Genomic DNA, 25,776 nt, shown 5'->3' with positions numbered 1-25,776 from the left:
TACGCAGAATGTCTTTTGATCTTTCTTATTTTGCTTCTAGTCTTCTAATTCTTTCGTTTAAATCAGGGTGTGTTGAGAAAAGAGAAGCTTTTCTTTTACCACTGATTTTCAGTGTAGCAACAGCTGCTTGATCATCATCTTTGATTCTTGATGTATACGCCTCTAGTGAACGAAGCGCATGAATCATTTTATCTTTTCCTGCAAGGTCCGCACCACCGCGGTCTGCATGGAATTCGCGATGTCTAGAGTAAGCAAATACGACAAGGCTTCCTAAGATAGAGAAAATAATTTGGAAGACGATCACAGCGATAAAGTGAACAATCGGCACAAGCTCTTCACGTGGAACGAAACGGCTTGCGATCCATGCCGCAATTCTTGAAAGGAAGACAACAAACGTGTTGACGATTCCTTGAAGTAACGTCATTGTAACCATGTCACCGTTCGCTACGTGAGCGACTTCGTGAGCGATAACCCCTTCAACTGCTGCATCATCCATTTCATGAAGCAATCCAGTTGATACGGCAACAAGCGATCTTCTTTTAGAAGGACCTGTCGCAAATGCATTTACTTCAGATGATTGGTAAATACCGACCTCAGGCATTTTAGAAAGGCCTGCTGCTCTTGATAGTCTGTGAACGCGGTCAACAAGCTGCTGCTCATCATATGTTAATGAATCCTTTTCTGGATTTAACACACGCACACCCATCATCATTTTTGCCATCCAGCGAGACATCGCTAGTGACATAAACGAGCCTACAAAACCAACAACTGCACTGAATACAAGAAGATAAAGGATATTAAGTCTTCCGTCTGCTCCTATATAAGAACCAACACCAGTTGCTGCACTAATAACCGATAGGACAATACCAATCGTAGTGATAACAAGAATGTTCGTTAATATAAACAGAAATATTCTTTTACCCATACATAACCTCCGCTGTCATATTAAGTTCATTTGAACTTATTAATAAAATTATAAAAATAAACGTCTCAAATTGCAAGGAAAAAGGAATCGTTTTACTATGTTTATCATACTGGCTAAAACCTCGTCATTTCAATGATTACGCTACTTGCATCCGCAAACAAGTGAACAAATTGTGACGCAGCGGTCCTATTTTAGTTTATTTTGCATTTTCATTAAAAAGAGATTATGATGTTGAATTAGATCAATAATCACGTTTTTGACGTACAAAATGAGGTGGAACATGGTGACTTTTAAATTAACGAGAATTGACATGACGAGACTTCTGTATTCTCTAAAAGGCGAGGGAGATCTGACTCCGCTTCAGCTTTTGAATTTATCTGTAAAAAGCGATAAGGAACATGAATATGATGAATTAAAAATCCCTTCTTTTTTTGAAAAACTCGAACGGCGGAAGCAAAAATCAGAGCACGGGCTTTCAACGAACGAAATCGTTGAGCTTGGCAACTTGTGTGAGCTGACTTCACTTAAATCGACAGCCATTCAAAACTGGATCAAGCGCGATATTAAAGATATGATCGGTCATCCAGAGCTTGGCAAGAAGTACTCCATTGATCAAGTCGTTATTTTATTAATTGTCCGGGATTTAAAATCAGTATTTGATTTTGATTCTATTCGTACGATCTTATCTGCCTTATTTAATACGATCACAGATCGAACGGATGATATTATCAGCCCCATCCGTTTTTATGAAGCATATGCGCACGTCCTTGATTTTATTTATCACCATACACATTTTCCATTAAAGGAAACGAATTTACGAGAAATGACAGAAGAGCAGACGGACAAGCTCCACGAAGAGTTTACAGAATTGACGAAGCCGCAATGGCATTTGATTAAAGGCATTATCAGTTCTACCGTTTTCTCCGTTTTCACTTCTCACTTGCAAAGCACAGCGCAAGAAATGATGTTTAATACGCTTCAGCTGAAAAAGGCTTAAAACTGAGCCCGAGGTGACTTTCATCACCTCGGCTTTTTTGTGCAGCAATTGCCAGCATAATTGCAGGCTGTTTTTTTCAAAATAAGAAGGCGCAACAAACATGAGGTGAAAGGAGGAATATGTGATGGCAAATCGAAATCAACTTCTTGTTCCTGGAGTAGAACAAGCTTTAGATCAATTTAAATACGAGATCGCTCAAGAATTTGGCGTGACTCTCGGTTCAGATACAGTCGCACGTTCAAACGGTTCTGTTGGCGGCGAGATGACAAAAAGACTCGTACAGCAGGCGCAATCTCAAATGGGCCATTCAACTAAATAAAGACATGGTGAAATACGCCGGATCTATTCTGGCGTTTTTTTACTGTTCATATGTAGGCTCATCCCGGTTTTCACGGTATGAGGGCGATGTGTTTTTTCCTTTTTGTTTGACGCCATCTCTGTTACGTTCGCCGTACGGACGATTCTGACCACTGTCGTTTTTTTTTACATGCTTTTCAACATCACCACGTGATGTGCCGTTTGGATGTTTTTTTTCATCTGGATCAGTTGAGTGATTTTTTTTTTGCTCTTTGTCTTTTTCAAAAGAGCGATCCTTTTCTTCTTTTCCCTTTTTCTCTTTGTTGTCAAGATTAGGGCTTGTTTGGTGAGGCTTTTGAACAGCTCCTTGCTCTTCCCTCTCAACTTCCTTCTGCTCTTTGTCTTCGCCTTCAGGAGCTTCTTTATCCGGCTGCATCTCATCGCTACCGTCTGTCTTTATGTCTTCTTTTTTGTCTTCGTCTTTTTGATCTTCATCAGCATTTTTCGGCTCTTCTTCTTTGACAGCCTCGTCATCTGCTGGATCTTCATCATCTTTTTTAACGTCCTCTTGTTCGTTGTCTTGCATTTCTTGATTTCTAATATAAGTTCCTGTTGAAATGCCTGCTTTTTGTGCCTTTTCTCTTGTTTCCAGGTCACCTTCCACAGTTTCCAGCTTATAATTGCGCTTTTGATATTCCCCCGAGATGGTGCTGATTTTACTTTTTACGTTTGTTTTGTATGTATGATCCTGCTTGTTTTCATAAACAGTTGAAATATAAATGCTTTTAGAGTGGTTCACGTATCCTTTTTTATCACAATCATCGATGATTTCCTGCACGACTTTGGTCATGTCGTTTTTTTCTAAATCTTTCATACTGGCCAGTACTTGCTTCGCATCTTTATTCAGCGGAGTGACACCGATCACTTGATAGTTGTGATCGAGTTTCAGCTCAAAGCTTGGGTTAATGTCAATCGTCATATATGCATATGCTTTTTGACTTGAGAAAGATGGCATCATAGTGAAAATCACGACAATAATTGCTGCAATTGATAGAATTCCTGCATTTAACGGACGTAAACGAAGCAGGTCAAAAAAACCGGCTCTTTTTCTTTCGAGACGTGATTCATTCGGAAACGTCACTTCTTGACCGATTTCATAGTCTTGCTGTTCATACTTTGTCCGCAGAAATTGTCCATCAGGGGTCAGCAGTGTGACATATTTTTTGTTTTTCTCTACTATAATGCCTCTTCTCATGAATTAAGCACCCCTTTAAGGTAATCTTTCAAATACACATAATCACCTGTCATAATGATCGCCATCGCAATAATATATTTTCTATTTCTCTCAATCGTTTTGCGGCTGACTTCCACTAGCTTTTCCAGCTGTTTGACTGGCAATTGTTTTTTCTGAAATAAAATGGTTCTCAGTTCATCGTGCTTAACGAGTGTATGGGCCACTTTAATGGCATTTTGTCTCGCATCCGCATGCTTTGGTGAATGCTCAAGCAGTTCTTGAAACGTAAGACCATATACTTTCAATCGTTCTTTAAAATGTTCAATCTCTTCTCTTCTATGTTCTTGTTCAATTAAACGCCTATATTCATTTGCAGAAAGCTCTGCTTCAATCATGCTTTGTGAGTATTCGCCATTCTCACTTTCTTGAAGGTCCATTTGAACCGTTGGCGCGTTTCTTGCTTCTTTTCGAATATAGTCGATTACTTTTCTTTTAATAATTAACTCCGCAAATGCAAGGAGTGAGTTGCCTTTTTCGGCAGAGTATTTTTCTATCGCTTCATTAAAGGCAATTAAGCCTACGCTAAATTCATCATCTTTTTCATCTATATATCGTTTACAAACGGATGAAACCGTCTTAGCGACAAATGGTTTGTATTGCTCTATTAATGCATTTTGCAGCTCGGTATCACCCTGTTGGATGTTGATTGCCGACTGCTCTAATGTTTGCTTTTTCTTTCCCTTTTTAAACAAAAGGCTAAGCAATGGTTTCACCTCAGTTCTCCCTATATTACTCATTTATGATAGCTAATTTATGAGGGAAGCGCAAAGGAAGAAATGAGGAATTCATTTCCTGTTACTCAATTGTGACATGTATTTCTTTATCTACTTTACAACGTTTCGTTTAAAAGCAAAGAAATAAGGGGGTATCCCCCCCTTTTTTGTAATATACGTGTTATGAAAATGAAATGATATTTCTTTCAAAAAACCTACTCTTCCAGCCGAATCTCTTGTTTTTCCTCGTTTTGCTGGCCGCCTTTTCTTGATGGACTTGATAAAAACCAGCCAAATGCTGCAATCGCGAGAAGGACCGTCCAGAAAATGATTTTCCATAATGTTGAATGAATGAAATGAGAGGACACGATCCCAATGGCTGGATGAGAAAGTGTATAGAGCGTCAGCTTCACGCCAACCCATCCGACAATGACAAATGCTGCTGTTTCTAGGCTTGGTCTCGTTTTAAGCAGTTTCACAAATACAGTCGCCGCAAACCTCATGATCACTAGACCAATGATACCGCCTAATAGAATGACAATAAATTGACCGCCATCAAGCCCGCCAATTTGCGGAAGATTTGTTGCTGGCAGAGTCACAGCTAATGCAACGGCTGCTAAAATAGAATCTACTGCAAATGCAATGTCAGCAAGCTCAACTTTTACGACGGTTGCCCAAAAGCCGCTTTGTTTCATGTTTGTGTCTGCTTCCTTTTTCTTAAATACGTGCGATTTTAAAATATGGTGAATCGAAATATATAGAAGATAAATTGCGCCAATGGCTTGAACTTGCCACACATCTACTAAAAACGAAATAAGAAAAAGAGAACCAAATCGCATGACAAATGCTCCCGCAAGTCCGTAAAACAATGCCTTTTTTCTTTGTTTTTCAGGAAGGTGTTTGACCATCACAGCCATAACCAGCGCATTATCAGCTGCTAAAATCCCTTCTAATCCAATCAATACGAGAAGAACCCACCCGTACTCTAAAATAATTGCTGCATCCATCATCATTCCTCCTTATTTTTTATCTATTGTCCCACAACAGACAAAGACTTATGAATGCAAAAAAGACCTTTGCCTGTAATGGCAAAGGTCTTGCTAGACATGTGATATGTAAATCATGCCAACAAAGCCGATGGAATGAGATTCCATGTAATGACGACTTTGTTTCCGGTGATAACCGGACGCTACTCCCCTTTGGTGGGATTAAGAATATTTAGATTACTTATATCATAATCAACAGATCCCGGATTGTCAACAGGTGACTTTTCATCTTCACCCGCTGATTAAGCCGTTGGTGTTTCTGTTTTTCTTTTTCTTCGTTTGAGCCACACGTAGACAACAAACAACAAGAGCACACCAATTCCAATCGGCAATACATATGGTTCTAAAATGGTTCCAACCTCTTGCCAGTTCTCTCCAAGGACAAATCCTAAATACACGTACACAAATGTAATCGGCGTAATCGCCAAAAACGTATACAGACAAAAAACCCACACATTCATCTTCGCAATCCCGCACGGAATGGAAATAAGGGTTCTGACCCCTGGAATAAACCGGCCGCTAAACGCAACAAATCCGCCATGCTTTTCAAAAAAGGCATCCGACTTATCAAGTGACTCAGGTTTAACAAAGAAATACTTCCCATATTTATTTAAAAAGGGTCTCCCTCCATAACGCCCTAACCAGTACAAGGTCAAGGGGCCTGCCACACCGCCAATAGAACCGGCAGCCACAACACCGATGAAGGCCATGTCCCCTTTTGAAACCCAGTAACCTGCAAGAGGCAACACCACTTCAGCAGGAACAAATTCAATGCATAATGCAAGAAAGATGCCGAAGTACGACAAATTCTTAAAGGCATCAGCTAATGAAATAATAAAATCTTCGATGTTTATCAATCCCTTTCACACATAATCAGTTTGACAGGCTATGCTTGCAAATCGTACCGTGCCACCTATTAAACGAATAAAACACCAAAAACGATTCACTTTTCTTCGTTTTTTTACATTAAATTTGATTTTACTATAAAAAATGTTCAAAAAAATGCTGAATGCCCTTTTTAAGTAAAGGAAAAGTGAACACAGGCGCCACTTGATCCGATATATTAAGTATATGTCTGTTTTTAGATACAGGAGGTTTTCTTACATGACACATTTAACAGGAAGCTACAACGGATGGCTTGTCTTTCTGTCAGTCGCTGTCGCCGCTGTCGCCTCCTACTCAGCTCTTCAATTAGCCAGCCGGGTGATCCAGTCGAGCGGCGCAAAGAAAAGAGTATGGTTGATCATTGGTGCGATGATCATGGGGATGGGAATATGGTCAATGCATTTTATTGGCATGATGGCGTTTCATCTACGCTCTGGTATCACATATGAAACACCCTTACTCATTTTATCGATTTTGGCCTCTTTTATCGGTTCTTTCATTGCTTTTTCAATATGTATTCAGCAGCAACTTTCCACAAGGCGACTTTTGATTAGTTCGATCACGATGGGCTCAGCTATTTGCAGCATGCACTATCTCGGATTGGAATCAATGGCGAATGTCACCATCAGCTATGACCCTGTTCTCTTTTTTCTTTCGTTTTTTATTGGTGCGCTCGCTTCATTCTTTTCATTACACCTTTTTTTCCGGCTCCATCGCTCTGAGAAAAGGCGGGAGGATCAGCTGTTAAAAATAGCGGGTGCACTGATGATGGGCGGTGCTATTGCGGGCATGCATTACACTGGCATGGCGTCTTCGACGATGTTTTTTCATTCAGATGGTCAGGTCGCTACGGGTGGTTCTCTTGAAATGTCACCATTTAGCCTGTCCATTTTCATCGGCCTGATGACGCTTATCGTCCAATCACTCATGATTTTCGGCGCCTATATTGATCAACGGATTATGTCACAATCAGATCAGCTAAAAGAAAATGAACAGCGGTTCCAATCACTGATCAAACATAATATAGATGGTATTATCGTGTTATCTGTTGATCGAAAAGTGATATCGGCGAATGACCCAGGCAAACACATTTTGAAAATGTGCAATTCCTGGATTGGTGATGATGTGAGTCAATACGTCATGCCGACTGAGATGTGGGAAGACTTTATTTATCAATCAAAAAAAGCAATTACGCGTGAAGCAGAACTGAAAGCAGCAGATCGTTTTTATTATTATCATGTTACATACATACCCGTACACGTCAACCATACACTTGACAGCATTTATCTCGTTTTAAAGGATTTAACCCAGCAGAAGATTGCTGAAAAAGAAATTCATGTGATGGCACATTATGATGCATTAACTGAACTTCCGAACCGTCGTCACGGAATTAATCATTTAAATGATGTTTTATCCGCTCAAGAAGAGACAAAAACGTCAACGGCAGTTCTTTTTCTTGATTTAAATCGGTTTAAAATTATTAATGATGCCCTTGGTCATAACATAGGCGATCTGCTGTTGAAAGCCGCCGCAAACAGACTAACCAAATGTTTGCCTGACAATGGCTTTATTGCAAGAATTGGCGGGGATGAATTTTTAATGATCTTTCCTCACATGGAGCATAACACACATAAAATTGAACAGCTTTTGAAAAACATCATTCGCCAATTTGAACGTCCTTTTTTCATTCAAAACCATCAGCTCATTACATCCATTAGTATTGGAATCGCCATCTCCCCGCAAAACGGAAAGAATGGTATGGAATTGATGAGAAAAGCAGATATGGCCATGTATTTATCAAAGAAACATAAACAAAGCCGCTATGAATTCTTTACTGAATCTATGGAGAGATTGAGTGAGGACAGACTCAATCGCGAACTGGAGCTACGAGATGCCATTCAAAGAAAGCAGTTTGTGCTTCATTATCAGCCACAAATCAGCGCCAAAACAAGACAGATGACAGGTGTTGAAGCCCTTTTAAGAATGAAAGCACCAGACGGTTCTCTAAAATCACCAGAGGCTTTCATTGAACTTGCTGAAGAATCGGGCCTGATTATCGATATTGGAAGGTGGGTCATTGACACGGCATGTAAGCAGGCAAAATTGTGGTATGACAAGCAATTGAAAATCCCTGTAGCGGTCAATTTATCTGCTAAGCAGTTTAACTCTGAAGACTTAATTGATTTGATCAAACTAACGCTAAAAAAATACGACCTTCAACCATCACTTCTTGAGCTTGAAGTGACAGAAAGTATGACAATGGACAACATCAAGCAGTCAAAACAGGTACTGACGTCTCTAAAACAACTTGGCGTCCGTATTAGTATTGATGATTTTGGTACAGGCCACAGCTCTTTAAGCTATTTGAAGGATTTGCCGATTCACCGCCTGAAAATTGATAAATCATTTATTGAGGATATTTTAAGTGATTCAAAGTCTGAGCAAATCACAGGGGCTATTATTGCAATGGGACACCAGCTATCTCTAGAAGTCATTGCTGAAGGTGTTGAAACTTTTGCACAAGCGCAACTTTTATCTGCGCAGGGCTGTGACGATCTACAAGGCTTTTATTATGCCAAGCCCCTTCCAGCTAGTGATATTGAAAAATTTATCGCCTATCCTGCTCATCAGCTGGATACATAAAAAAGGTGCCAACCATGGCACCTTTCAGCGTGTAGACAAACCCTCGCATTCTTTGTCAGTCCTGCGTGCTGGTGCTCACGAATGACAAATTCGCTCCGCGCCAGTACTCGTCCTTCCTAGACTGCAAAGGTTTTCTATCACGCTGGGCTGAAAAGAAGACAAAGGGCTAAAATCAAGTTCATTTTAGCCCTTTGTCAACAATCTAAAAGGTGCCAACCATGGCACCTTTTCGTTTTATCTAAATAACAAATGCTGACTGTGAATACCTGCTTTTTTCAGCAGACTAATTAATTGCTCCTGTTCTTCACGCGAAAGACCAGAAAACGCCCGCGCAATTCGAAGAGAATGGATTGGATAAATTTTATCCAAATAACTGCGCCCTTTATCCGTTAAATGAGCATAAACTGACCGCTTATCCTTTGGGTCCTGTTCTCTTTCAATGAAACCATTTCGTTCTAACTTGTCAATTACGTACGTGACATTCCCGCTGACAAGCAGGAGTCTTGAGCCGATTTGCTGAAGTTTTTGAGCACCTCTCGTATACAGTAATTCGAGAACGGCAAATTCAGTTGGATTGAATCCATGCTCCTTGCTGTCTCTAATACTGTGTTCGGAAACGCTTTTAAATGCCCTTGCAAAAACTTTGTAAAGCGTCATTGAACGTTCTACTTCTTCTTCATTAAACGATAGTCTCATCACATATCTACCTCTTATAATATTTTTTTAACTTCAAGGCTTTCTTGCGGTGCAGTTGGAGCCTTTCGTAAAAAATAGAAGTACGTTTTTGAAAACCCTTTCAACCACATAAGTGACTCCATTCGTGTTATGTATAAGATTTCGATATAAACTTTTAAAATCCTTCTTATTTTTCACAATCATCTCGAAAAAAAGCTTTTCCAGCAAACCATCATGTTACGACAAATTTTAACATAATCTGTAAAGGCTCTATATTTTCTTACATTTGATTCGTCAAATTTCTACAAAATTCAATATTGCTATAATATTAAACACACAAAAAAAGAACCCTTCATGTGACAACGCACATGATAAGGGATGTTAAAGATAGCGATCTGTTTTGTTGAAAAAGAAATGATACTCTTTTTTTAAGTCACTAATTGTCATGTTCTTGGTCATATCAGGGCTATACACCCCAAGTGAGCAAAGCTGCTTCGTATAATAATGTCTTTCTTTCGCTAAAGCTTCTTTTAATATACGCCGCATGACTTCTCCCCTCCTATCAATGGATATGGATCGGGTGCTTATGAGGACTTTTTATACAAATCATTTTGTACGGCTCTAAGAAGAGCATGTGCATTCTGACCTGCAGCCTGCATGAACTGCTCCAGCAGTTCATCCCTCTTCACATCTAATGCGATGATTTCTTTTGCCATACGGATGATCTGTGTTTTCTCCATCAAGTGCGCCTCCTCCTTATTTTTTCTTTTTCTTATCATATGTTCACGTGATATGATTTGCACTTTATATGTTAATTTTCCTTCCATTGTTTTTCGTTTTTTTCATTTTTGTGTTATATTATCTAACAAACGTTAGGTTTTTTTACTGACTGTTGGATATAATATGAAGAAAAGACTTGCAGGGGTGAGGATATGACGCAGGAAGATGTATCTTATAAAGATAAAAAAGTCATTTCAATTGGGATTGTCAGTGAATTAACAGGACTTTCCGTCAGGCAAATCCGATATTATGAGGAACGTAAACTCATCTACCCCCAGCGCTCAACAAGAGGCACACGGAAATATTCTTTTTCTGATGTAGAACGTTTAATGGATATCGCCAATAAACGGGAAGATGGTGTGCAGACAGCGGAAATTTTAAAAGACATGAAGAAAAAAGAACAGGCATTAAAAAGCGGACAATATAAGAAAAAAATGCTGGAAGGACAGATCAACGCGCACTTCCGGTACAAGAATCGATGAACTAAATAACAATCGCTTACTCGGCAAAATAGCCTTAGCATCTGATCGTCCTGAATATGAATCGATGAAAGCACGAACTTACCCAAAGACCGATTCTTGCTGAAGAGTCTATTTCAGGTAGCGAAAGGAAATGCGTTACAGCTCATCTTGAATCATTGAAGCAACAAAACGAGGCAGCAATTGCAGCCTCGTTATTAGCTAAAACAACCATTCAACTATTTATCACCTAAGATACTTGATCTTTAACGATTTAGTTTTTCAAATTTGTTCAGGAATCGAAACAGTTCGCTCATTGAGCACATTCCCCGTGTTTAGCGTCGTTTTGGGTTCTATTAAGAGCAAGTGAACTTCTTCTTCAGCAATTGGCTGATGTTCAACTCCTTTTGGAATCACAAGAAATTCCCCTTCATGAAGCGTTATTTCCCTATCCCTAAAACGGATGACTAGATTGCCTTTCCACACAAAGAACATTTCATCCTCATCATCATGGTGATGCCAAATGAATTCACCCTTCATTTTCACCATTTTCATGTATGAGTCGTTCAACTCTCCACCTATTCTAGGATTCCAATAATCATTTATTTGCGAAAATTTTTCTTCGATATTTACCTTTGAAATCAATCGATTCCCCTCCTTATTAAATGGAAACGTCTGTTTTAGTTGCCACAGCTAAAAAATTCTCATTTTCTCCTCTCGATCAGATAAAAAGGACGCCGCAATGAGCATCAACCTCTTCTATCATTTAGTTTACATACTTCTTTGGATCACGTAAAATCAAAAAATAGCATATAGATCATCACAATTTGTGATGCAAAAAAGGAGAGTTAGTTTGGATATTAAATCTTTGGAAGTATTTAAAGCCGTTGCCATTGAACAAAGCATCACAAAAGCTGCTCAAAAATTAAATTATGTGCAGTCCAATGTCACCGCAAGAATCCAACGTCTTGAACAAGAGTTAGGTGTACCTCTTCTCTATCGATATCATAAGAAAATATCTTTAACGCCTGCAGGACGTGAACTGCTGCCCTATGTAAATAAATTACTATACGATTACGAAGAAGCGATAGAAGCAGTAAAGCTTTCCTCTACTCCGCGGGGATCTTTACACATTGGATCAATAGAGTCCACCGCTTCTACAAGATTGCCCAGCATTTTCACAGAATATCACAAAAAATTTCCACAAGTAGAATTGAGTTTGTATATGGCACCTACAGTCGACCAAGTTAGCGCTATCCTCAACTACAAAGTAGACAGCGCGTTAGTAGATGGGCCAATTCTTCATCCAGAAATCATCGAGTATCCTGTATTGGAAGAATCCCTCGTTCTCATTACAAGCTACTCCACGGAGCAATTCCAGGTAGAATCTATTTTACATGAGCCGTTGCTCTCGTCATTCGCCCATTGTATTTATTTAGGACGATGGCAAAAGTGGCTAGAGAACAACGGCTATCCTCCTATGAAGGTCATGGAATATGGTACGTTAGAGGGCGTCCTTAAATGTGTTGAAAGCGGGCTGGGAGTGACTATATTACCAAAATCTATGGTTGAATCTCGGGGGGAAGGCAAATTTACCTGTCATCCATTACCGGAACCACATCGGATCGTGCCCACTGTGTTGATCAGGCGACGTGATTCGTACATGACCAGTGCTCTGTCACAATTTATGGAGTTAATAGGCATTACGAATATGTGATCTGAGACAAATCATTGTTTTCATGAATAAGATCATGTGTGTTAAAAAAAGAGGATAGATAGAGCGACATTCTTTCAGCTCTTCTATCCTTTTACATTATCTCAACTTATGCCTGATTTATCATAAAGCATATGAACGATACTTTTTATTTAGATGAAGCGTCAGTTCCTTCAACAACCCCTACAAAGTCAATTCGTACGCCGCCTTTTTCAGGATCTTCTTTCACCCGAAAGGCAAGCGCCTTTTTTTCTCCAGTGTTTACATCTTTATAATTTGCATGAAAGACATGGATGCTGGCTTCTTCCAATTGGAAATCTTCATAAGAAAGCGTCTCAATTCCCCATTCCTTTTTCGATTTAAGAATGTCACTTGGGCTTGGGACTGCGCCTTCGACATAGACATTGTCCATTTTTCGTTTATTTCCTTCAGTTATCGCTTCAAGCATATGCTCTGATGCCACAAGTCTTCTGTCTTTCCCCTCGTCTTCTCTTGAACATGCACTTAGCAAAACAATGCACATGAAAATGAATAAAAACTTCTTCATTTTTTCTCCCACCTTCTCCTTAAAATGTAAAGGATGGAAGCGCTATATGCAATCTTTATTCAAAAAAGACTGTAAAACGTTACATTTTACAGTCTTTTGACTACATCAGTGTATGAAGAAATGCTGTTGCAATTCCAAAATAGATGAGTAAGGATAAAATATCATTCAATGTTGTGATCAGCGGTCCAGATGCAATGGCTGGGTCGACGTTTAATCTGTGTAAAATAATCGGCACGACCGTACCTGCCATTGTCCCAATAATCAGTGTTGCAAGAAGCGAGGAACCAACAACAAAACCTAAAATCATATTGCCCTGCCATACCATGGCAACGACCGTAATAATGATTGAACAAACAATCCCAATATAAATACTTGTTCTCAGCTCTCTGAAAATCAAGCGCATAATGGTTTTTTTCGTTAATTCTTCTTTTGACAATCCTCTAATGACAACCGCTAGAGACTGTGTCCCTGTATTCCCTGTCATACCTGCAATCATCGGCATGAAGAATGCTAAAGCAACGACTTGCTGCAGGGTATCTTCAAAATAATTTAAGATACTGCCTGAAATCAGCCCAATGAATAGGAGCAAAATGAGCCATGGAAGACGGCGGTATGCCGCCACAAATGCCGGTGTGTCGAACGTGATATCTTTACCAGAGGCAGCAAACTTTTCATAGTCTTCTCCTGCCTCTTGAATCACAACATCAATGATATCATCGACTGTCACAATTCCGACTAAGACATTGTTCTCTTCTACAACAGGGATGGCAAGGAAATCATATCGCTCAATGAGCTTTGCGATTTCTTCCTGGTCTTGAAAGGCACCAACGGCAATGACTCTTGTAAACATAAGATCCTGCACTTTTTCATCCGGTTCACCTAAAATAAGATCCCTGTATGAGAGTACCCCTACAAGCTGTTTTTGATCATTTATGACATATAAGTAGTTGATCGATTCGGCAATTTCAGCAAAGCTTTTCAGCTTCACCACGGCATCCTGAACCGTATAATGCTGCGGAATCCAAACGTACCGATTGGTCATGATCCGGCCTGCTGTCTCAGCAGGGTAATTCATGAGAAGCTGGACGGCCTTGGATTCCTCTGCTTCCATGTTAGATAAAAGCTGATCCTTCAGCTCATCTTCCATCTCATCAAACAAGTTGGCAAGATCATCGTTATCCATTTTGTTTGTGACGAAGGTGGCTTTGTCTTTCCCTACTTTTTCAAGAACAATCTCTTGATATTCCCGCTCCAGTTCACCCATCATTTCCGTCACGTCATCGACTGTTAAAAAGCTGAGAAAGCGGCCGCGGTGTTTTTCTGGAAGCTCCTTGAATAAGTAGGCCATATCATAAGGCTGAAGTTCTTCCATAATGTTTTTAAATTCTTTACGTTTTCCATCTCTTAGTAAAATAATGATGCGTAAAATGAGTTCATCGTACGTAATGTTCTGTATCATCGCTGTTACCTCCCCAAAATCAGGAGATACCCGAATCCCTTAGATTGTGCGGGGGTCAGGATCTCCGCTATCTGATGCGTCAATCTGATCTTTTGACATACTCTCTATGTGTCTCGAATCGGGATGATCCATCCCCACACCTCCTTTTCTCATAAAAAAGCACCTTCAATCGAATGAAGGCGCTTTGTAAGCATGACAAATAAACACTTGCTCCTTCAATCGTAGAGCTTTAGCACTGTATGGCATAGGATTCATCCAGCTGCATTAAAAATCACCTTATGTCGATGATTCCTGTTGACCCATTGGCGTCTTTGGACATTTTTGGGCAGCAGCGTATCTCCATACAGGAGCCTCACCTAACGAAGTCTCATATTGTTGACACACTGAGATTACAGAAAAAGCGCAATGATGTCAATAAGCAAGATGCCAAGTTTTCTGATGTATTCGCTTACTTTTCAAAAAAAGAGCGATAGACAAGTTGACCATCGCCCTTTTATGTCTTCTATTCCTCTTCTGGCTGATTCATATCCTCTTGGGAGAGGAGATGAAAAGAATCATGCAAAAACAAAGCATATCCTTCTCCATCAGGATGGGGAACATATTCCGCACGATCCATCGTCTGTTCTTCTTCTTTTTTCTTCATCATATTCTCTCGCCTCCTTTCGAGTAGTTTGTCCCAATGAAAAAACCTTACACATAAAAGTGTAAGGTTCAGCGTGTGCGTGCTGGTGCTCACGAATGTCAATTTCGCCTCGCGCCAGTACTCGTCCTTCCTAGGGCTGCAAAGGTTTTCTATCACGCTCAAAGGTTCATTTATACCTTAATCGTCCCATTCTTGCTTGAGGATTTTGCCTGTTTTAGCGGAAATCTCAAAATCAACTTCTTCGCCGCTTGGTGTCGTAATTTCAATTTCATACAAGTACACACCATTTTCTTTATCTAATTCTGAATCTGTGACTGTTCCTTTTACTTTTGCAAGGGCAATTTGTTCAGCCTGTTTTTTGGTGATTTTTACATTTTGTTTCTTTTCTTTGACTGGATCATTGAGCGCTTTGCCTGTTTTGGCATCGACATATACTTTATATTCAAAGCCGCCTTTTTTAATCTCGACCTCATATACCCATTTTCCTTTTTTACGCTCAAGATCTACATCATCTACATAGCCTTTCACAACTTTTAATGCTGCTTTTTCAGCCTGTTTCTTTGAGACAAATGAAGATTTCTTTTGCACCACTTGTTCGGCATTTGCCGTTTGATTTGTATTTTGCGCTTGAAGGGTGAAACCACCTGCGACAAGTGCTCCTGTGAATGCTGTAGCTACTAGTACTTTTTTTATCATATTTCATTCCTCCTCTGTTTGATTTCTCCTTTATCTTAAAAAAACAAGATGATAAAGGAAGGAAAGGAAGATGAGAAAATCATGAGAAAATGATTAGTTTTCGTACGTAATGCCTTCAATATCTCCTGTATAGGCATTCACTAATACCTCTGCCTCTCTTCCATCCGGCAAATCGAGCTCTACCTCAAACACGAGCATTCCGCTAAAAGTTTCAAGATCTGCATCATCCACTGTGCCGCCCACTTCTTTTACGGCAATCTGAATGGCTTCTTCTACTGTTATTTTTGTCAGCTTCTTTTCGTTAGAGGTTGGCTTTTTCTTTTCTGCTTCAATCACCTTGAACGTGTCTTTCTCTACATCCACTTGATACAGTTCTTTTTTTGATTGAATCGTAAAGATAAAGCGATCCGATTTTTCTTTCTTTTGAATCACGGTACCCTTCACTTTTTTCACTGCCACTTCTTCTGCTTGGAGTTCGGCATTTTTCTCATTTGGTTTTTGATAGCTCTTTAACTGTTTCATCTCTTTCATTTGACCGCTTGAGGAAGATGCAATGATTTGATAGATGCCATTTGAATTTTCAAGCGTCAATGTATAGTCCTGTTTATGATTGATCAGCTCAATATTTGTGATGTTTCCATTGTAGTCATTTGCGATGATTTTTTTAATGTCTGCTTCGCTTAATATTTTTTGGTCAATGGTTTGAATCATGAGCATTGCAAAGGCCACAAGAATGAAAAGACATCCTGCGAGCGTAAGCAGCATTTTCATTTTTTTAGACATGCAGCGCCTCCTTCCTATTTCCTATTTTATAAGGAGGAAATGAGAAATTGATGAGAAAAGACCTACTTATTTCTGAAAAAGAATGGTCATCACGGTTCCTTCACCGATACGGCTGTCTACCTTTAGCTCAGCCCCATGCTCTTCAGCAATTTGCTTCGCAATTGACAGGCCAAGTCCAGTCCCACCCGTCTCACTGTTTCTCGCTTCATCCACACGGAAAAAGCGGTCAAAGATTTTCGGCAGATCCTCTTCTTTTATGCCAATTCCTTTGTCAACAACCGAAATAAACGGTTTCTCTCCTGATCGTCCGCAGTTCACATCAACTGGCTCTGCACTATATTTAACCGCATTATCAATCAAGATGGTCAAAAGCTGTTTGATCTTCTCTTCGTCTCCTTCAGCAATCACAGGCTGATCTGTTTGTACATGAGTAAGGATGGTTCGATTGGTTGCCACTTCAAGTGTATGCCCAACTTGGCTGCACAAATGACCAAGATCAACCGGCTTCATGTCCAAGTAAAGCGGCTGCCCATTTTTCGCCAGTGTGAGTAGTTGATCTGTCAGCCTTTTCATTTTTTTTGCCTCATCATGAATGGCTTGAGAGGATTCTTCTACGACCTCTGGCCGGCTTTGCCCCCAGCGTTTTAGTAAATTGCTGTAGCTCATGATGACGGTAATGGGTGTTTTCAATTCATGAGAAGCATCGTGTAAAAATTGCTGCTCTTTCTCATAATGTTTCTCGAGAATTTCGGCCATTTCATTAAAGGTTTGACCCATTTGATACAGTTCATCCTTTGAATCGCCTGTTAATTCAATTCGTTTAAATGCCTTTTCTCTCATACTTGCTTTCATCGTATTGGTCATTCGACTAATTGGGCGTACAATTTGTTTCGTTAAAATGTGGCCTGCAAAATAAGAAAGCACAATAAACAAAACGCCAGTAGCGATTAAAATCATTTTTAATAACGCCAAGTTCTCTTCTGTATTTTCAATTTCTTCATATACTTGCAGCGACACAATGTCCCCATTTGTCCAAATGACAGGGATAGCCGCGAACGCAATCATATGCTTATTGTATTCTTGAATTTCTGCTGTCTGACCAGATTCGTATGTAAAAGGAAGTGAGCTGAACGTAGATTCCTTCGTGACGGTCAGCTTTGATTCACCTTTCTCTGTGACGACACGGATCATACCATTTTGAGGCAGATACGCTTTCAGAAGCTCTGAAGATGGAAGGCCCTCTTCTTCTGACTTCTTTAGTGCAATCGCAATATTTTCAGCTACTTCCGACAGTCTGGACATATCTTTTTGCGTCAAGGTCATCGAAAAAATAAAGTAAATCGCTGTATGAAACAGCAGCACCATTAAAAACAAGGACAACGATGTATAAAGCTGGATCTTATTTTTTAATCTCATGCTTTATCCTTTCATCACATAACCCACACCTCTCACTGTGTGAATCAATTGTTTTTCAAACGGGTAATCGATTTTTTTCCTTAAATAGCGAATATAGACATCAACCACGTTCGTGTCACCAAAATAATCAAAACCCCAAACAGCTGTTAAAAGCTGATCTCTTGTGAGCACTTGCTGCTGATGTTTCAATAGATGAACAAGCAAGTCATATTCTCTCGGTGTCAGCTCAAGCGTCTGATCGCCTCTTTGAATTTCTCTTGTTTTCTCATTCACCGTTAAATCTGCAATACTTAGCTCAATTTCCTTTTCCTCTTGCGCATTGTGATTGAACCTCAGCTGTGCACGAATTCGCGCTAATAATTCTTCTATATCAAAGGGTTTTGTAATATAATCGTTTGCCCCAAGATCAAGACCGCTGACCTTATCGGGAACACTTCCTCTTGCGGTAATCAAAATGATCGGTGTTGCCGTATTTGTCTTTCGAACCCTTCTAAGCACTTCAAGTCCGCTTAATTCTGGAAGCATGACATCTAGAAGCACTAAATCAAAACTCTCCTCTTCGAGCGCCTGGAGTCCTTTCATCCCTGTATCTTGGACTGTGACCTCATATCCTTCATATTCAAGTTCTAATGACAGCACTCTTGCAATTTTCTTTTCATCTTCTACCACGAGTATCTTCCCTTTGTTCATCTCTATCTCTCCTATCTGAAAGGCAAGCTTGTCTTTCCATTATTATATGTTGCCTTTCTCCATTGGAACAGTCACAATCTTCATATCTTATTTTTCATGAATAAGGAATTGTTATGTAATATGGTTGATTTTTATTTTCAGCTGATCCTTTCACATTACACAAATCAACAAAAAAAGCCTCTTTTCTGAGGCTGGTCCCTTACTTCTTTTTAGGTTGACTGACAAAAAGCTCATCTACAGTCGTATTCAAAACAGAGGCGATGTCAAAGGCTAATTGTAAAGTAGGGTCGTACTTATCGTTTTCAATGGCATTGATGGTTTGTCTCGAAACCTTACACCGTTTAGCAAGTTCTTCTTGGGATAATTTAATGGATTTCCTTAGTTCTCTTATATGATTTTGCAATTTAATCACCATATTTTTTTCTGTATATGAGTAATGTAACTAAATATATGACCGAAATCACAGTTAGGAACATGATGGGAGAAATCCCAAACCCCTTATAAGCATTGTTCCCTTGGGTCGTTAAAAATATGGACTCTGCGACTTCTAATAAAAGCATACCAATGACCACCATAAATGCATACGATTGAGCTTTTGAGTAGATAAATCTCTTTCTTTCATCACCCTTTTGAATCATAGGCGCGATAAAAATGAACAGTCCGACCACTAATAAGATGACTGAATACACAACTTTTACAACATCCAACGGGTAGTCCCCTCCCAATCAAAATGTCAAATACTTTTTACATTTCAATCATATCATCCGCTTAAAAAATGTCAAATACTTTTTACATTTTATATTCTTTCGATCATTATAATGAAAAAACAATCATCTGCACATGGCATGTACCTTTTTCTTTTCTGTCATCCTCTATATCTTTATATGATTGTTTTTTCGATCTGTCTTTTTTAGTTCTTTCCACCCATTTTTATCTGTACAGGTGCAAGCTCACTATGCAGCATTTCCTTCTTTTTCATATGATACTAAGAGTTTTCCTCAAAAGGTGACTTCTTTCGGCAAGATATGAGGAGAACTGCACAATAAATAATTATTTGATTATTTGAAAAATTATTACAATTGACCCTTTCCGATCAAACATTTGTTTTATACAATAACATTACGCAACCTGAATCTACTTTGAAAACAAAATAAGGAGGGCTTTCTTATGAAAGGTGAAATTCGCTTAATTCCGTATGAAGTAAAAGCCAATGTGATGGAAGCGAAAGAGACGCCGGAAAGTATTCAGGAGATTAAAGCACCCGAACTTTGGTCAAGTGGCTTCAAAGGAAAAGGCATAACCATTGCTGTCCTTGATACAGGTTGCGACACGGAGCATCCCGATTTAAAAGATCAGATTATCGGAGGAAAAAACTTTACCGATGATGACAATGGCGATGCTGAGAATGTAAAAGACTACAACGGGCATGGTACCCATGTCTCAGGAACGATTGCAGCAACGGATCAAAATGGCGGCATTTTAGGTGTTGCGCCTGAAGCCAAGCTGTTGATCGTGAAAGTTCTTGGAGGGAAAAATGGCAGCGGGAAATACGAATGGATTATCAATGGCATTAACTATGCGGTTGAACAGAAGGTTGATATTATTTCCATGTCTCTCGGTGGGCCAAGCAATGAACCAGAACTACAAAAGGCCATCCAACATGCGGTAAGCAGCGGTGTGCTTGTTGTCTGCGCAGCAGGAAATGAAGGTGACGGAGACGAGCGTACTGAAGAGTTCTCCTACCCAGCTGCATACAACGAGGTCATTGCCGTCGGCTCTGTCTCTCTTGCAAGAGAATCCTCTGAATTCTCCAATGCGAATAAAGAAATCGACCTCGTCGCTCCAGGTGAAGACATTTTATCCACTCTCCCTAACCATAAATACGGAAGACTAACAGGCACTTCCATGGCTGCCCCTCATGTGAGCGGTGCACTCGCCATTATTAAAAATGCCGAAGAAGAAGCGTTCCAGCGCAAGCTGACAGAACCTGAGGTATATGCTCAGCTCGTACGGAGAACCCTTCCGCTAAAACAATCGAAAACCCTTGTAGGAAACGGGTTTTTATATTTAACTGCACCAGATGTGCTTCTTGAGAAAACATTAGAAGCAGAACTTTTGTCTCTATAGGTACATGTTAGGTCCTGAGAAAAGATAGAATTTTCTCAGGATTTTTTTAATTAAAATTATTCAAAATTTACTTTGACGAAATGAAGTGAACGTTATATAATCGAACACAATAAATTCATAGTTTGAGAGTCGGTAATTCGATCACACGTCGAATTTTAATTGGGAAGACCGGTGAAAATCCGGCGCGGTCCCGCCACTGTAAGTGAGGAGAGCTTTTCGTTAATCATCCACTGTCGTGAAGATGGGAAGGATGAAAAGCTTGCAGATTCACTAGCCAGGATACCAGCCGCTCTATCACATCAAACCCCCTACGGTTGATAGGAGATGTCGGAAAAGCGTTCGTCATTGATACTTACGCCTTCTTTCGCACACACATTTTGTCTTTTTAAACCAGACATTTGCCCTCATCAATCTTGACCATGAGTGTGAGTGTCTTTTTATATTTAGAGGAGGAATTGGAATTGACAATTGTTAAAACAAGTAATCTAGGTTTCCCGCGAATTGGTTTAAACAGAGAATGGAAAAAAGCACTTGAGTCTTATTGGAAAGGTCAAACTGACCGAGAAACCCTCTTAAGCACACTCGATGAACAATTTTTAGCCGCTATTAAAACTCAAATTGATCAACAAATTGACGTTGTTCCTTCTGGCGACTTCACCTTCTATGATCACGTGCTGGATACTGCCGTTATGTTCAATTGGATTCCAGAGCGCTTCCGCAGCTTGAAAGACCCGCTAGATACATACTTTGCGATGGCAAGAGGAACAAAAGATGCTGTCTCAAGTGAAATGACAAAATGGTTTAATACAAACTATCACTACATCGTTCCAGAATACGAAAAAAGCACAGAATTTAAACTCACACATAACAAACCGCTTGAAGCATATGAAAAGGTGAAAAAAGCGTTTGGTGTTGAAACAAAACCTGTCGTTCTTGGTCTTTATACATTTGTTTCTCTTTCTAAAGGCTATGAAGCCAATGAAGTGAAAGAGATTCAGCAGCGCCTAGTGCCGCTTTATACTCAGTTGTTAAAAGAGCTTGAAGAAGCCGGTGTAAAATGGGTTCAAATTGATGAGCCTGCTTTAGTCACAGCTTCAAGTGAAGACGTGAAAGCAGTAAAAGCCATCTATCAAACGATTAAAGAAGCTGTACCTGCCTTAAACGTTCTCCTTCAAACATACTTTGACTCAGTAGATGCCTATGAAGAGCTTGTGACGTATCCTGTTGAAGCCATCGGTCTTGATTTTGTCCATGATCAAGGACGAAACCTTGAACAATTGAAAAAACACGGCTTCCCAAAAGATAAAATTTTAGCAGCCGGAATCATTGACGGCAGAAATATTTGGAGATCAGATCTAGGAGAAAGATTATCGTTTATTTCTGAAGTGATTGCTGACGTGCAGCCGAAAGAAGTATGGCTGCAGCCTTCAAGCAGCCTGCTACATGTCCCAGTTGCAAAACATCCGAGCGAACAGCTTGAAGAAAAACTATTAAACGGACTTTCTTATGCCACTGAAAAGCTGGCTGAATTAACGCTATTAAAAGAAGGCTTATCAAAAGGAGCGGCTGCCATTGATGCAGACATCCATGTAGCAAATGAAGCACTTCTGACGTTAAAAGAATTCGCGAAAGGAACGAATGCGGACCTGACAGCAGAGCGCAACAATCTTTCATCAAAAGATTTTAAACGTCCAGTTGCTTTTGAAGAACGACTACGCATTCAAAATGAATCTCTTGAACTGCCGCTTCTTCCAACCACAACAATCGGAAGCTTCCCTCAGTCAGCTGAGGTGCGCAGTGCTCGTCAAAAATGGCGCAAAAATGAGTGGACAGATGCAGAGTATGATGAATTTATTAAAAAAGAAACAAAAAGATGGATTGATATTCAAGAAGAGATTGGCCTAGATGTACTCGTTCATGGAGAATTTGAACGTACAGACATGGTTGAATACTTCGGTGAAAAACTCGCTGGATTTGCCTTTACAAAATTCGCTTGGGTTCAATCTTATGGATCACGCTGCGTGAAGCCGCCGATCATTTATGGAGATGTAGAATTTACAGAACCAATGACAGTGAAAGAAACGGTTTACGCTCAAAGCTTAACGGAGAAAAAAGTCAAAGGAATGCTGACAGGGCCTGTCACGATCTTAAACTGGTCTTTCCCAAGAACAGATATCTCTCGTAAAGACATTGCCTTCCAAATCGCTTTTGCTTTACGTAAAGAGGTAGAAGCGTTAGAAGCAGCGGGTATTCAAGTGATTCAAGTGGATGAACCTGCGCTAAGAGAAGGTCTTCCTTTAAAAGAGAGTGATTGGGCAGCATACTTAAACTGGGCAGCAGAGTCATTCCGTCTATCGACATCGTCTGTTCAAAATGAAACGCAAATTCATACACATATGTGCTACAGCAACTTCGAGGATATTGTTGATACGATTGAAGACCTTGATGCAGACGTGATTACGATTGAGCATTCACGCAGTCATGGCGGGTTCCTCGATTATTTAGAAAAACACCCGTATTTGAAAGGCCTTGGACTTGGGGTATATGACATTCACAGCCCGCGCGTTCCATCTGTTGAAGAAATGAGTAAAATCATTGATGATGCACTGAACGTATGTCCGACAGATCGCTTCTGGGTCAACCCTGACTGTGGACTGAAAACAAGACAAGAACCTGAAACCATTGCTGCTTTGAAAAACATGGTGACAGCTGCTGAAGTCGCTCGTAAAAAGCTAGCGCAGCACGCATAATGGACTCACTCTTCCCCTGCTGAACATTTGGCAGGGGTTTTTTATCCGTAAATTGTCCTGTTCGATCTCCTCCTACAATGATTCCTTTTCTATCATGATTCGTTTATACTAGAGAAGTCAGTCGAACAAAGGGAGGAAGACAATGAATCACGAAGCTTTTTTACAACGCGCAATTGATCTTGCAGTAGAAGGAGTAAATAGTGGCACAGGCGGCCCTTTTGGAGCGGTCATTGTCAAAGACGGTCAGATTATTGCAGAGGGAAGCAACAATGTCACAACAAGTAATGATCCAACTGCACATGCAGAAGTGACAGCTATTCGAAAGGCGTGCCAAACACTACATACATATCAATTAGAAGACTGTATTTTGTATACAAGTTGTGAGCCTTGTCCAATGTGTCTTGGTGCTATCTATTGGGCTAGACCAAAGGCCGTATATTTTGCCGCTGGACACAAGGATGCAGCGACTTCTGGTTTTGATGACTCCTTTATTTATGAAGAAATCAATAAAGAATACGAATCAAGAAACATTCCATTTTACCAGCTGACCCTTCAAAAAACCCTTGCTCCATTTGAAGCATGGGACACATACGACAAAAAGAAAGAATACTAAAAAAAGACACCTGCTCCACAGCAGGTGTCAGTAGATGCTTGAGAAAGGGCTAAATTTTAGCCCTTTTTTCTTTTCATTAGTCCGCCACTTCGAGCTCTACTTCGATGTTTCCTCTTGTTGCTTTTGAATATGGACAGAATTCATGTGCAGCCTCAACAAGCTCTTTCGCTTTGTCATGATCGAGCCCTTTAGCGGAAACAATCAGCTTCACACCAAGTTTAAAACCGCCATCACTTTCATCTTTTAATAGACTGACATGTCCTTCTACTTCTGATTCAATTTCGACACCTTGCTTCTTGGCGACTTGTTCAAGCGCCCCTCCGAAGCAGGCCGCATAACCCGCTGCAAATAATTGTTCAGGATTCGTACCAGTTTCTCCATCTTTCTTTGCGTTTGGCATCACAATGTTGTGGTCAAGCACACCATCATCAGAACGAACATGTCCTGCTCTTCCGTGCTGTGCTTTTACTTTTGCAGTAAATAATGGTTTCATCTTGATCTCCTCCTTCTTCTACTTATACCTTTCACGTTCTATTCGTTGCTCAAACATTTATGGCACATTGAAGAATTTTTCATTTTTAGTCTGTATTTATTTTAAAAAGGAAGAAAATCTTATACAATGATAAGTATGACAAAAAATAGTTGGTGAAAGATATGACAAATGAATTTGAACATATGAAGCTGGAAAATCAGCTTTGTTTCTTGTTATATGCAAGTTCAAGAGAAATGACGAAGCAGTATAAACCATTATTAGAAGAGTTAAATATCACATACCCGCAATATTTGGCACTGCTTTTGTTATGGGAGCATGGGACATTAAATGTGAAAACAATGGGAGAGCTTTTATATTTAGACTCCGGTACACTCACACCTATGCTAAAACGAATGGAACAAAATGGACTCATCATCCGTGAACGTTCGAAAGAGGATGAGCGTTCGGTCCAAATTCGTTTAACAGAATACGGAGAAGCTTTACAAGAGAAGGCCACTTCGATTCCATTTCAAATGCTGTCTGGAACAGGCAGATCAGAAGAAGAGCTGAAAACACTTCGCGCTTCTTTACATGAGCTTCTGCAAAAATTAACACAATCAAAAGGCTGAGGGAATATTCCCTCAGCCTTTTTTTGATGTCTATTATTGAGCGACAGCTACTAATTCTACTTCAATGTTTCCTTGCGTTGCTTTTGAGTATGGGCAAACGCCGTGTGCTTTATGAACAAGTTCATCAAGTGCAGATTGCTCAATTCCAGTTCCTTTTACTTCTAATTTGACACCTAGTTTGAAACCGCCGTCTGAACTGTCTTTGATTAAGCTTACATGTGCCGTTACTTCACTTTCAAAACGGATACGCTCTTGTCTTGCGACCATTTGAAGGGCTGAATCAAAACATGCAGAATAGCCCGCTGCGAATAATTGCTCTGGATTCGTTGCTTTCTCAAGCTTTTTCGCTCTTGGCGTTCCTGGCATTGCTACATCATGCTCTAGTACACCATCTGTTGACACAACCTTACCTTCTCTTCCTCCTACAGCTGATACCGTTGCAGTAAATAAAACTTCTGACATGAATATAACCCTCTTTCGCTCTATTAATATTTTCTACAATTGAATTGTACACAATCTAAATT

The 25,776-nt window shown here is 39.9% G+C and carries 28 protein-coding genes, 1 pseudogene and 3 riboswitches; of the genes and pseudogenes, 9 read left to right on the top strand and 20 right to left on the bottom strand.

The genetic code is table 11. The features are described from left to right. Window positions 1–25: 25 nt before the first annotated feature. Window positions 26–925: a protease HtpX gene (gene htpX, locus NST24_RS06615; RefSeq protein WP_008346130.1), complete on the bottom strand. Its 900-nt coding sequence runs from the start codon at window positions 923–925 to the stop codon at window positions 26–28. A gap of 280 nt (window positions 926–1,205) precedes the next feature. Between htpX and NST24_RS06610 the strand changes: the two genes are divergently transcribed. Further along, window positions 1,206–1,922: a DUF1836 domain-containing protein gene (locus NST24_RS06610; protein ID WP_056407826.1), complete on the top strand. Its 717-nt coding sequence runs from the start codon at window positions 1,206–1,208 to the stop codon at window positions 1,920–1,922. A 124-nt stretch (window positions 1,923–2,046) separates the two neighbouring features. Then, the gene (locus NST24_RS06605) at window positions 2,047–2,241 is read left to right on the top strand and encodes an alpha/beta-type small acid-soluble spore protein (protein WP_017367112.1); all 195 of its coding nucleotides are present in this window, start codon (window positions 2,047–2,049) and stop codon (window positions 2,239–2,241) included. Between the two features lie 39 nt (window positions 2,242–2,280). On the opposite strand, the gene NST24_RS06600 is transcribed toward NST24_RS06605, so the two are convergent. The 4 genes and pseudogenes from NST24_RS06600 to NST24_RS06585 form a co-directional block, all read right to left on the bottom strand. Then, on the bottom strand, window positions 2,281–3,474 hold the full coding sequence (locus NST24_RS06600) for an anti-sigma factor domain-containing protein (protein ID WP_342462468.1): 1,194 nt from the start codon (window positions 3,472–3,474) through the stop codon (window positions 2,281–2,283). Then, the gene (gene sigI, locus NST24_RS06595; RefSeq protein ID WP_008346139.1) at window positions 3,471–4,226 is read right to left on the bottom strand and encodes an RNA polymerase sigma factor SigI; all 756 of its coding nucleotides are present in this window, start codon (window positions 4,224–4,226) and stop codon (window positions 3,471–3,473) included. Before sigI ends, NST24_RS06600 begins: the two co-directional genes overlap by 4 nt. Before the next feature lie 215 nt (window positions 4,227–4,441). Next, window positions 4,442–5,334, bottom strand: a pseudogene (locus tag NST24_RS06590) (TerC family protein). Beyond that, window positions 5,330–5,436, bottom strand: a riboswitch (yybP-ykoY riboswitch). It overlaps the preceding pseudogene by 5 nt. A gap of 78 nt (window positions 5,437–5,514) precedes the next feature. Then, window positions 5,515–6,129 carry a DedA family protein gene (locus tag NST24_RS06585; RefSeq protein WP_039169164.1) on the bottom strand — a complete coding sequence of 205 codons (615 nt, stop codon included), beginning with the start codon at window positions 6,127–6,129 and terminating at the stop codon, window positions 5,515–5,517. A 247-nt stretch (window positions 6,130–6,376) separates the two neighbouring features. On the opposite strand from NST24_RS06585, the gene NST24_RS06580 reads away from it, so the two are divergent. Continuing rightward, a complete protein-coding gene (locus NST24_RS06580; protein ID WP_160757953.1) occupies window positions 6,377–8,800 on the top strand; it encodes an EAL domain-containing protein in 2,424 nt (807 codons plus the stop codon). Between the two features lie 234 nt (window positions 8,801–9,034). Here the strand turns inward: NST24_RS06580 and NST24_RS06575 are convergent, their stop codons facing one another. The 3 genes from NST24_RS06575 to NST24_RS06565 all read right to left on the bottom strand — a co-directional run bounded on the left by NST24_RS06575 (window position 9,035) and on the right by NST24_RS06565 (window position 10,215). Beyond that, a complete protein-coding gene (locus NST24_RS06575; RefSeq protein WP_088004396.1) occupies window positions 9,035–9,499 on the bottom strand; it encodes a MarR family transcriptional regulator in 465 nt (154 codons plus the stop codon). 357 nt (window positions 9,500–9,856) lie between these two features. After that, complete coding sequence (locus tag NST24_RS06570; RefSeq protein WP_008346148.1) at window positions 9,857–10,021, bottom strand: hypothetical protein; 165 nt, start codon at window positions 10,019–10,021, stop codon at window positions 9,857–9,859. A 38-nt stretch (window positions 10,022–10,059) separates the two neighbouring features. After that, window positions 10,060–10,215 carry a hypothetical protein gene (locus NST24_RS06565; RefSeq protein WP_008346151.1) on the bottom strand — a complete coding sequence of 52 codons (156 nt, stop codon included), beginning with the start codon at window positions 10,213–10,215 and terminating at the stop codon, window positions 10,060–10,062. Window positions 10,216–10,407: 192 nt separating this feature from the next. Here NST24_RS06565 and NST24_RS06560 point away from each other — a divergent pair, with 192 nt between their 5' ends. Further along, entirely contained in the window at window positions 10,408–10,737 is a 330-nt protein-coding gene (locus NST24_RS06560) for a MerR family transcriptional regulator (RefSeq protein WP_007498778.1), read from the top strand. A gap of 258 nt (window positions 10,738–10,995) precedes the next feature. Here the strand turns inward: NST24_RS06560 and NST24_RS06555 are convergent, their stop codons facing one another. Next, window positions 10,996–11,358 carry a cupin domain-containing protein gene (locus NST24_RS06555; protein ID WP_081105410.1) on the bottom strand — a complete coding sequence of 121 codons (363 nt, stop codon included), beginning with the start codon at window positions 11,356–11,358 and terminating at the stop codon, window positions 10,996–10,998. A 208-nt stretch (window positions 11,359–11,566) separates the two neighbouring features. On the opposite strand from NST24_RS06555, the gene NST24_RS06550 reads away from it, so the two are divergent. Beyond that, window positions 11,567–12,430 carry a LysR family transcriptional regulator gene (locus NST24_RS06550; protein ID WP_039170301.1) on the top strand — a complete coding sequence of 288 codons (864 nt, stop codon included), beginning with the start codon at window positions 11,567–11,569 and terminating at the stop codon, window positions 12,428–12,430. 145 nt (window positions 12,431–12,575) lie between these two features. On the opposite strand, the gene NST24_RS06545 is transcribed toward NST24_RS06550, so the two are convergent. From NST24_RS06545 to NST24_RS06505, 9 genes are all read right to left on the bottom strand, one after another. Continuing rightward, window positions 12,576–12,974 carry a lipoprotein gene (locus NST24_RS06545; protein ID WP_039170299.1) on the bottom strand — a complete coding sequence of 133 codons (399 nt, stop codon included), beginning with the start codon at window positions 12,972–12,974 and terminating at the stop codon, window positions 12,576–12,578. A 100-nt stretch (window positions 12,975–13,074) separates the two neighbouring features. Continuing rightward, the gene (gene mgtE / locus NST24_RS06540) at window positions 13,075–14,433 is read right to left on the bottom strand and encodes a magnesium transporter (protein ID WP_007498785.1); all 1,359 of its coding nucleotides are present in this window, start codon (window positions 14,431–14,433) and stop codon (window positions 13,075–13,077) included. A 207-nt stretch (window positions 14,434–14,640) separates the two neighbouring features. Further along, window positions 14,641–14,804: riboswitch (M-box (ykoK) riboswitch) on the bottom strand. A gap of 131 nt (window positions 14,805–14,935) precedes the next feature. Continuing rightward, window positions 14,936–15,079, bottom strand: a complete 144-nt coding sequence (locus tag NST24_RS06535; RefSeq protein ID WP_008346168.1) for a hypothetical protein — start codon at window positions 15,077–15,079, stop codon at window positions 14,936–14,938. Between the two features lie 174 nt (window positions 15,080–15,253). Beyond that, the gene (locus NST24_RS06530) at window positions 15,254–15,772 is read right to left on the bottom strand and encodes a PepSY domain-containing protein (protein ID WP_008346169.1); all 519 of its coding nucleotides are present in this window, start codon (window positions 15,770–15,772) and stop codon (window positions 15,254–15,256) included. Between the two features lie 93 nt (window positions 15,773–15,865). Then, window positions 15,866–16,555: a PepSY domain-containing protein gene (locus NST24_RS06525; RefSeq protein ID WP_342462467.1), complete on the bottom strand. Its 690-nt coding sequence runs from the start codon at window positions 16,553–16,555 to the stop codon at window positions 15,866–15,868. Window positions 16,556–16,621: 66 nt separating this feature from the next. Next, the gene (locus tag NST24_RS06520) at window positions 16,622–17,971 is read right to left on the bottom strand and encodes an ATP-binding protein (RefSeq protein ID WP_342462466.1); all 1,350 of its coding nucleotides are present in this window, start codon (window positions 17,969–17,971) and stop codon (window positions 16,622–16,624) included. Between the two features lie 3 nt (window positions 17,972–17,974). Then, window positions 17,975–18,661 (bottom strand): response regulator transcription factor, encoded by a 687-nt coding sequence (locus NST24_RS06515; RefSeq protein ID WP_019743445.1) that lies wholly within the window; start codon window positions 18,659–18,661, stop codon window positions 17,975–17,977. Window positions 18,662–18,860: 199 nt separating this feature from the next. Next, window positions 18,861–19,076: a helix-turn-helix transcriptional regulator gene (locus tag NST24_RS06510; protein WP_169476040.1), complete on the bottom strand. Its 216-nt coding sequence runs from the start codon at window positions 19,074–19,076 to the stop codon at window positions 18,861–18,863. After that, window positions 19,066–19,368, bottom strand: a complete 303-nt coding sequence (locus NST24_RS06505) for a hypothetical protein (RefSeq protein ID WP_342462465.1) — start codon at window positions 19,366–19,368, stop codon at window positions 19,066–19,068. The genes NST24_RS06510 and NST24_RS06505 overlap by 11 nt, the downstream gene beginning before the upstream one ends. A gap of 460 nt (window positions 19,369–19,828) precedes the next feature. On the opposite strand from NST24_RS06505, the gene NST24_RS06500 reads away from it, so the two are divergent. From NST24_RS06500 to NST24_RS06490, 3 genes are all read left to right on the top strand, one after another. Further along, complete coding sequence (locus tag NST24_RS06500; protein ID WP_007498796.1) at window positions 19,829–20,788, top strand: S8 family peptidase; 960 nt, start codon at window positions 19,829–19,831, stop codon at window positions 20,786–20,788. A 113-nt stretch (window positions 20,789–20,901) separates the two neighbouring features. Then, a riboswitch (cobalamin riboswitch) is annotated at window positions 20,902–21,094 on the top strand. A 155-nt stretch (window positions 21,095–21,249) separates the two neighbouring features. Then, on the top strand, window positions 21,250–23,538 hold the full coding sequence (gene metE / locus NST24_RS06495; RefSeq protein WP_342462464.1) for a 5-methyltetrahydropteroyltriglutamate--homocysteine S-methyltransferase: 2,289 nt from the start codon (window positions 21,250–21,252) through the stop codon (window positions 23,536–23,538). A gap of 142 nt (window positions 23,539–23,680) precedes the next feature. After that, window positions 23,681–24,151 carry a nucleoside deaminase gene (locus NST24_RS06490; protein ID WP_008346184.1) on the top strand — a complete coding sequence of 157 codons (471 nt, stop codon included), beginning with the start codon at window positions 23,681–23,683 and terminating at the stop codon, window positions 24,149–24,151. 76 nt (window positions 24,152–24,227) lie between these two features. Here NST24_RS06490 and NST24_RS06485 read toward each other — a convergent pair whose 3' ends face one another. Then, window positions 24,228–24,644 (bottom strand): organic hydroperoxide resistance protein, encoded by a 417-nt coding sequence (locus tag NST24_RS06485; protein WP_039170286.1) that lies wholly within the window; start codon window positions 24,642–24,644, stop codon window positions 24,228–24,230. A gap of 161 nt (window positions 24,645–24,805) precedes the next feature. Here NST24_RS06485 and NST24_RS06480 point away from each other — a divergent pair, with 161 nt between their 5' ends. Further along, a complete protein-coding gene (locus NST24_RS06480) occupies window positions 24,806–25,252 on the top strand; it encodes a MarR family transcriptional regulator (RefSeq protein WP_008346188.1) in 447 nt (148 codons plus the stop codon). 33 nt (window positions 25,253–25,285) lie between these two features. Here the strand turns inward: NST24_RS06480 and NST24_RS06475 are convergent, their stop codons facing one another. Then, window positions 25,286–25,714, bottom strand: coding sequence for an organic hydroperoxide resistance protein (locus NST24_RS06475; RefSeq protein WP_007498801.1), 429 nt, complete (start codon window positions 25,712–25,714; stop codon window positions 25,286–25,288). Window positions 25,715–25,776 lie beyond the last annotated feature (62 nt).

The organism is Bacillus sp. FSL R5-0286 (assembly GCF_038593245.1).
Classification (GTDB): domain Bacteria; phylum Bacillota; class Bacilli; order Bacillales; family Bacillaceae; genus Bacillus; species Bacillus altitudinis.
This window is presented reverse-complemented; position numbering and strand designations above follow the sequence as displayed.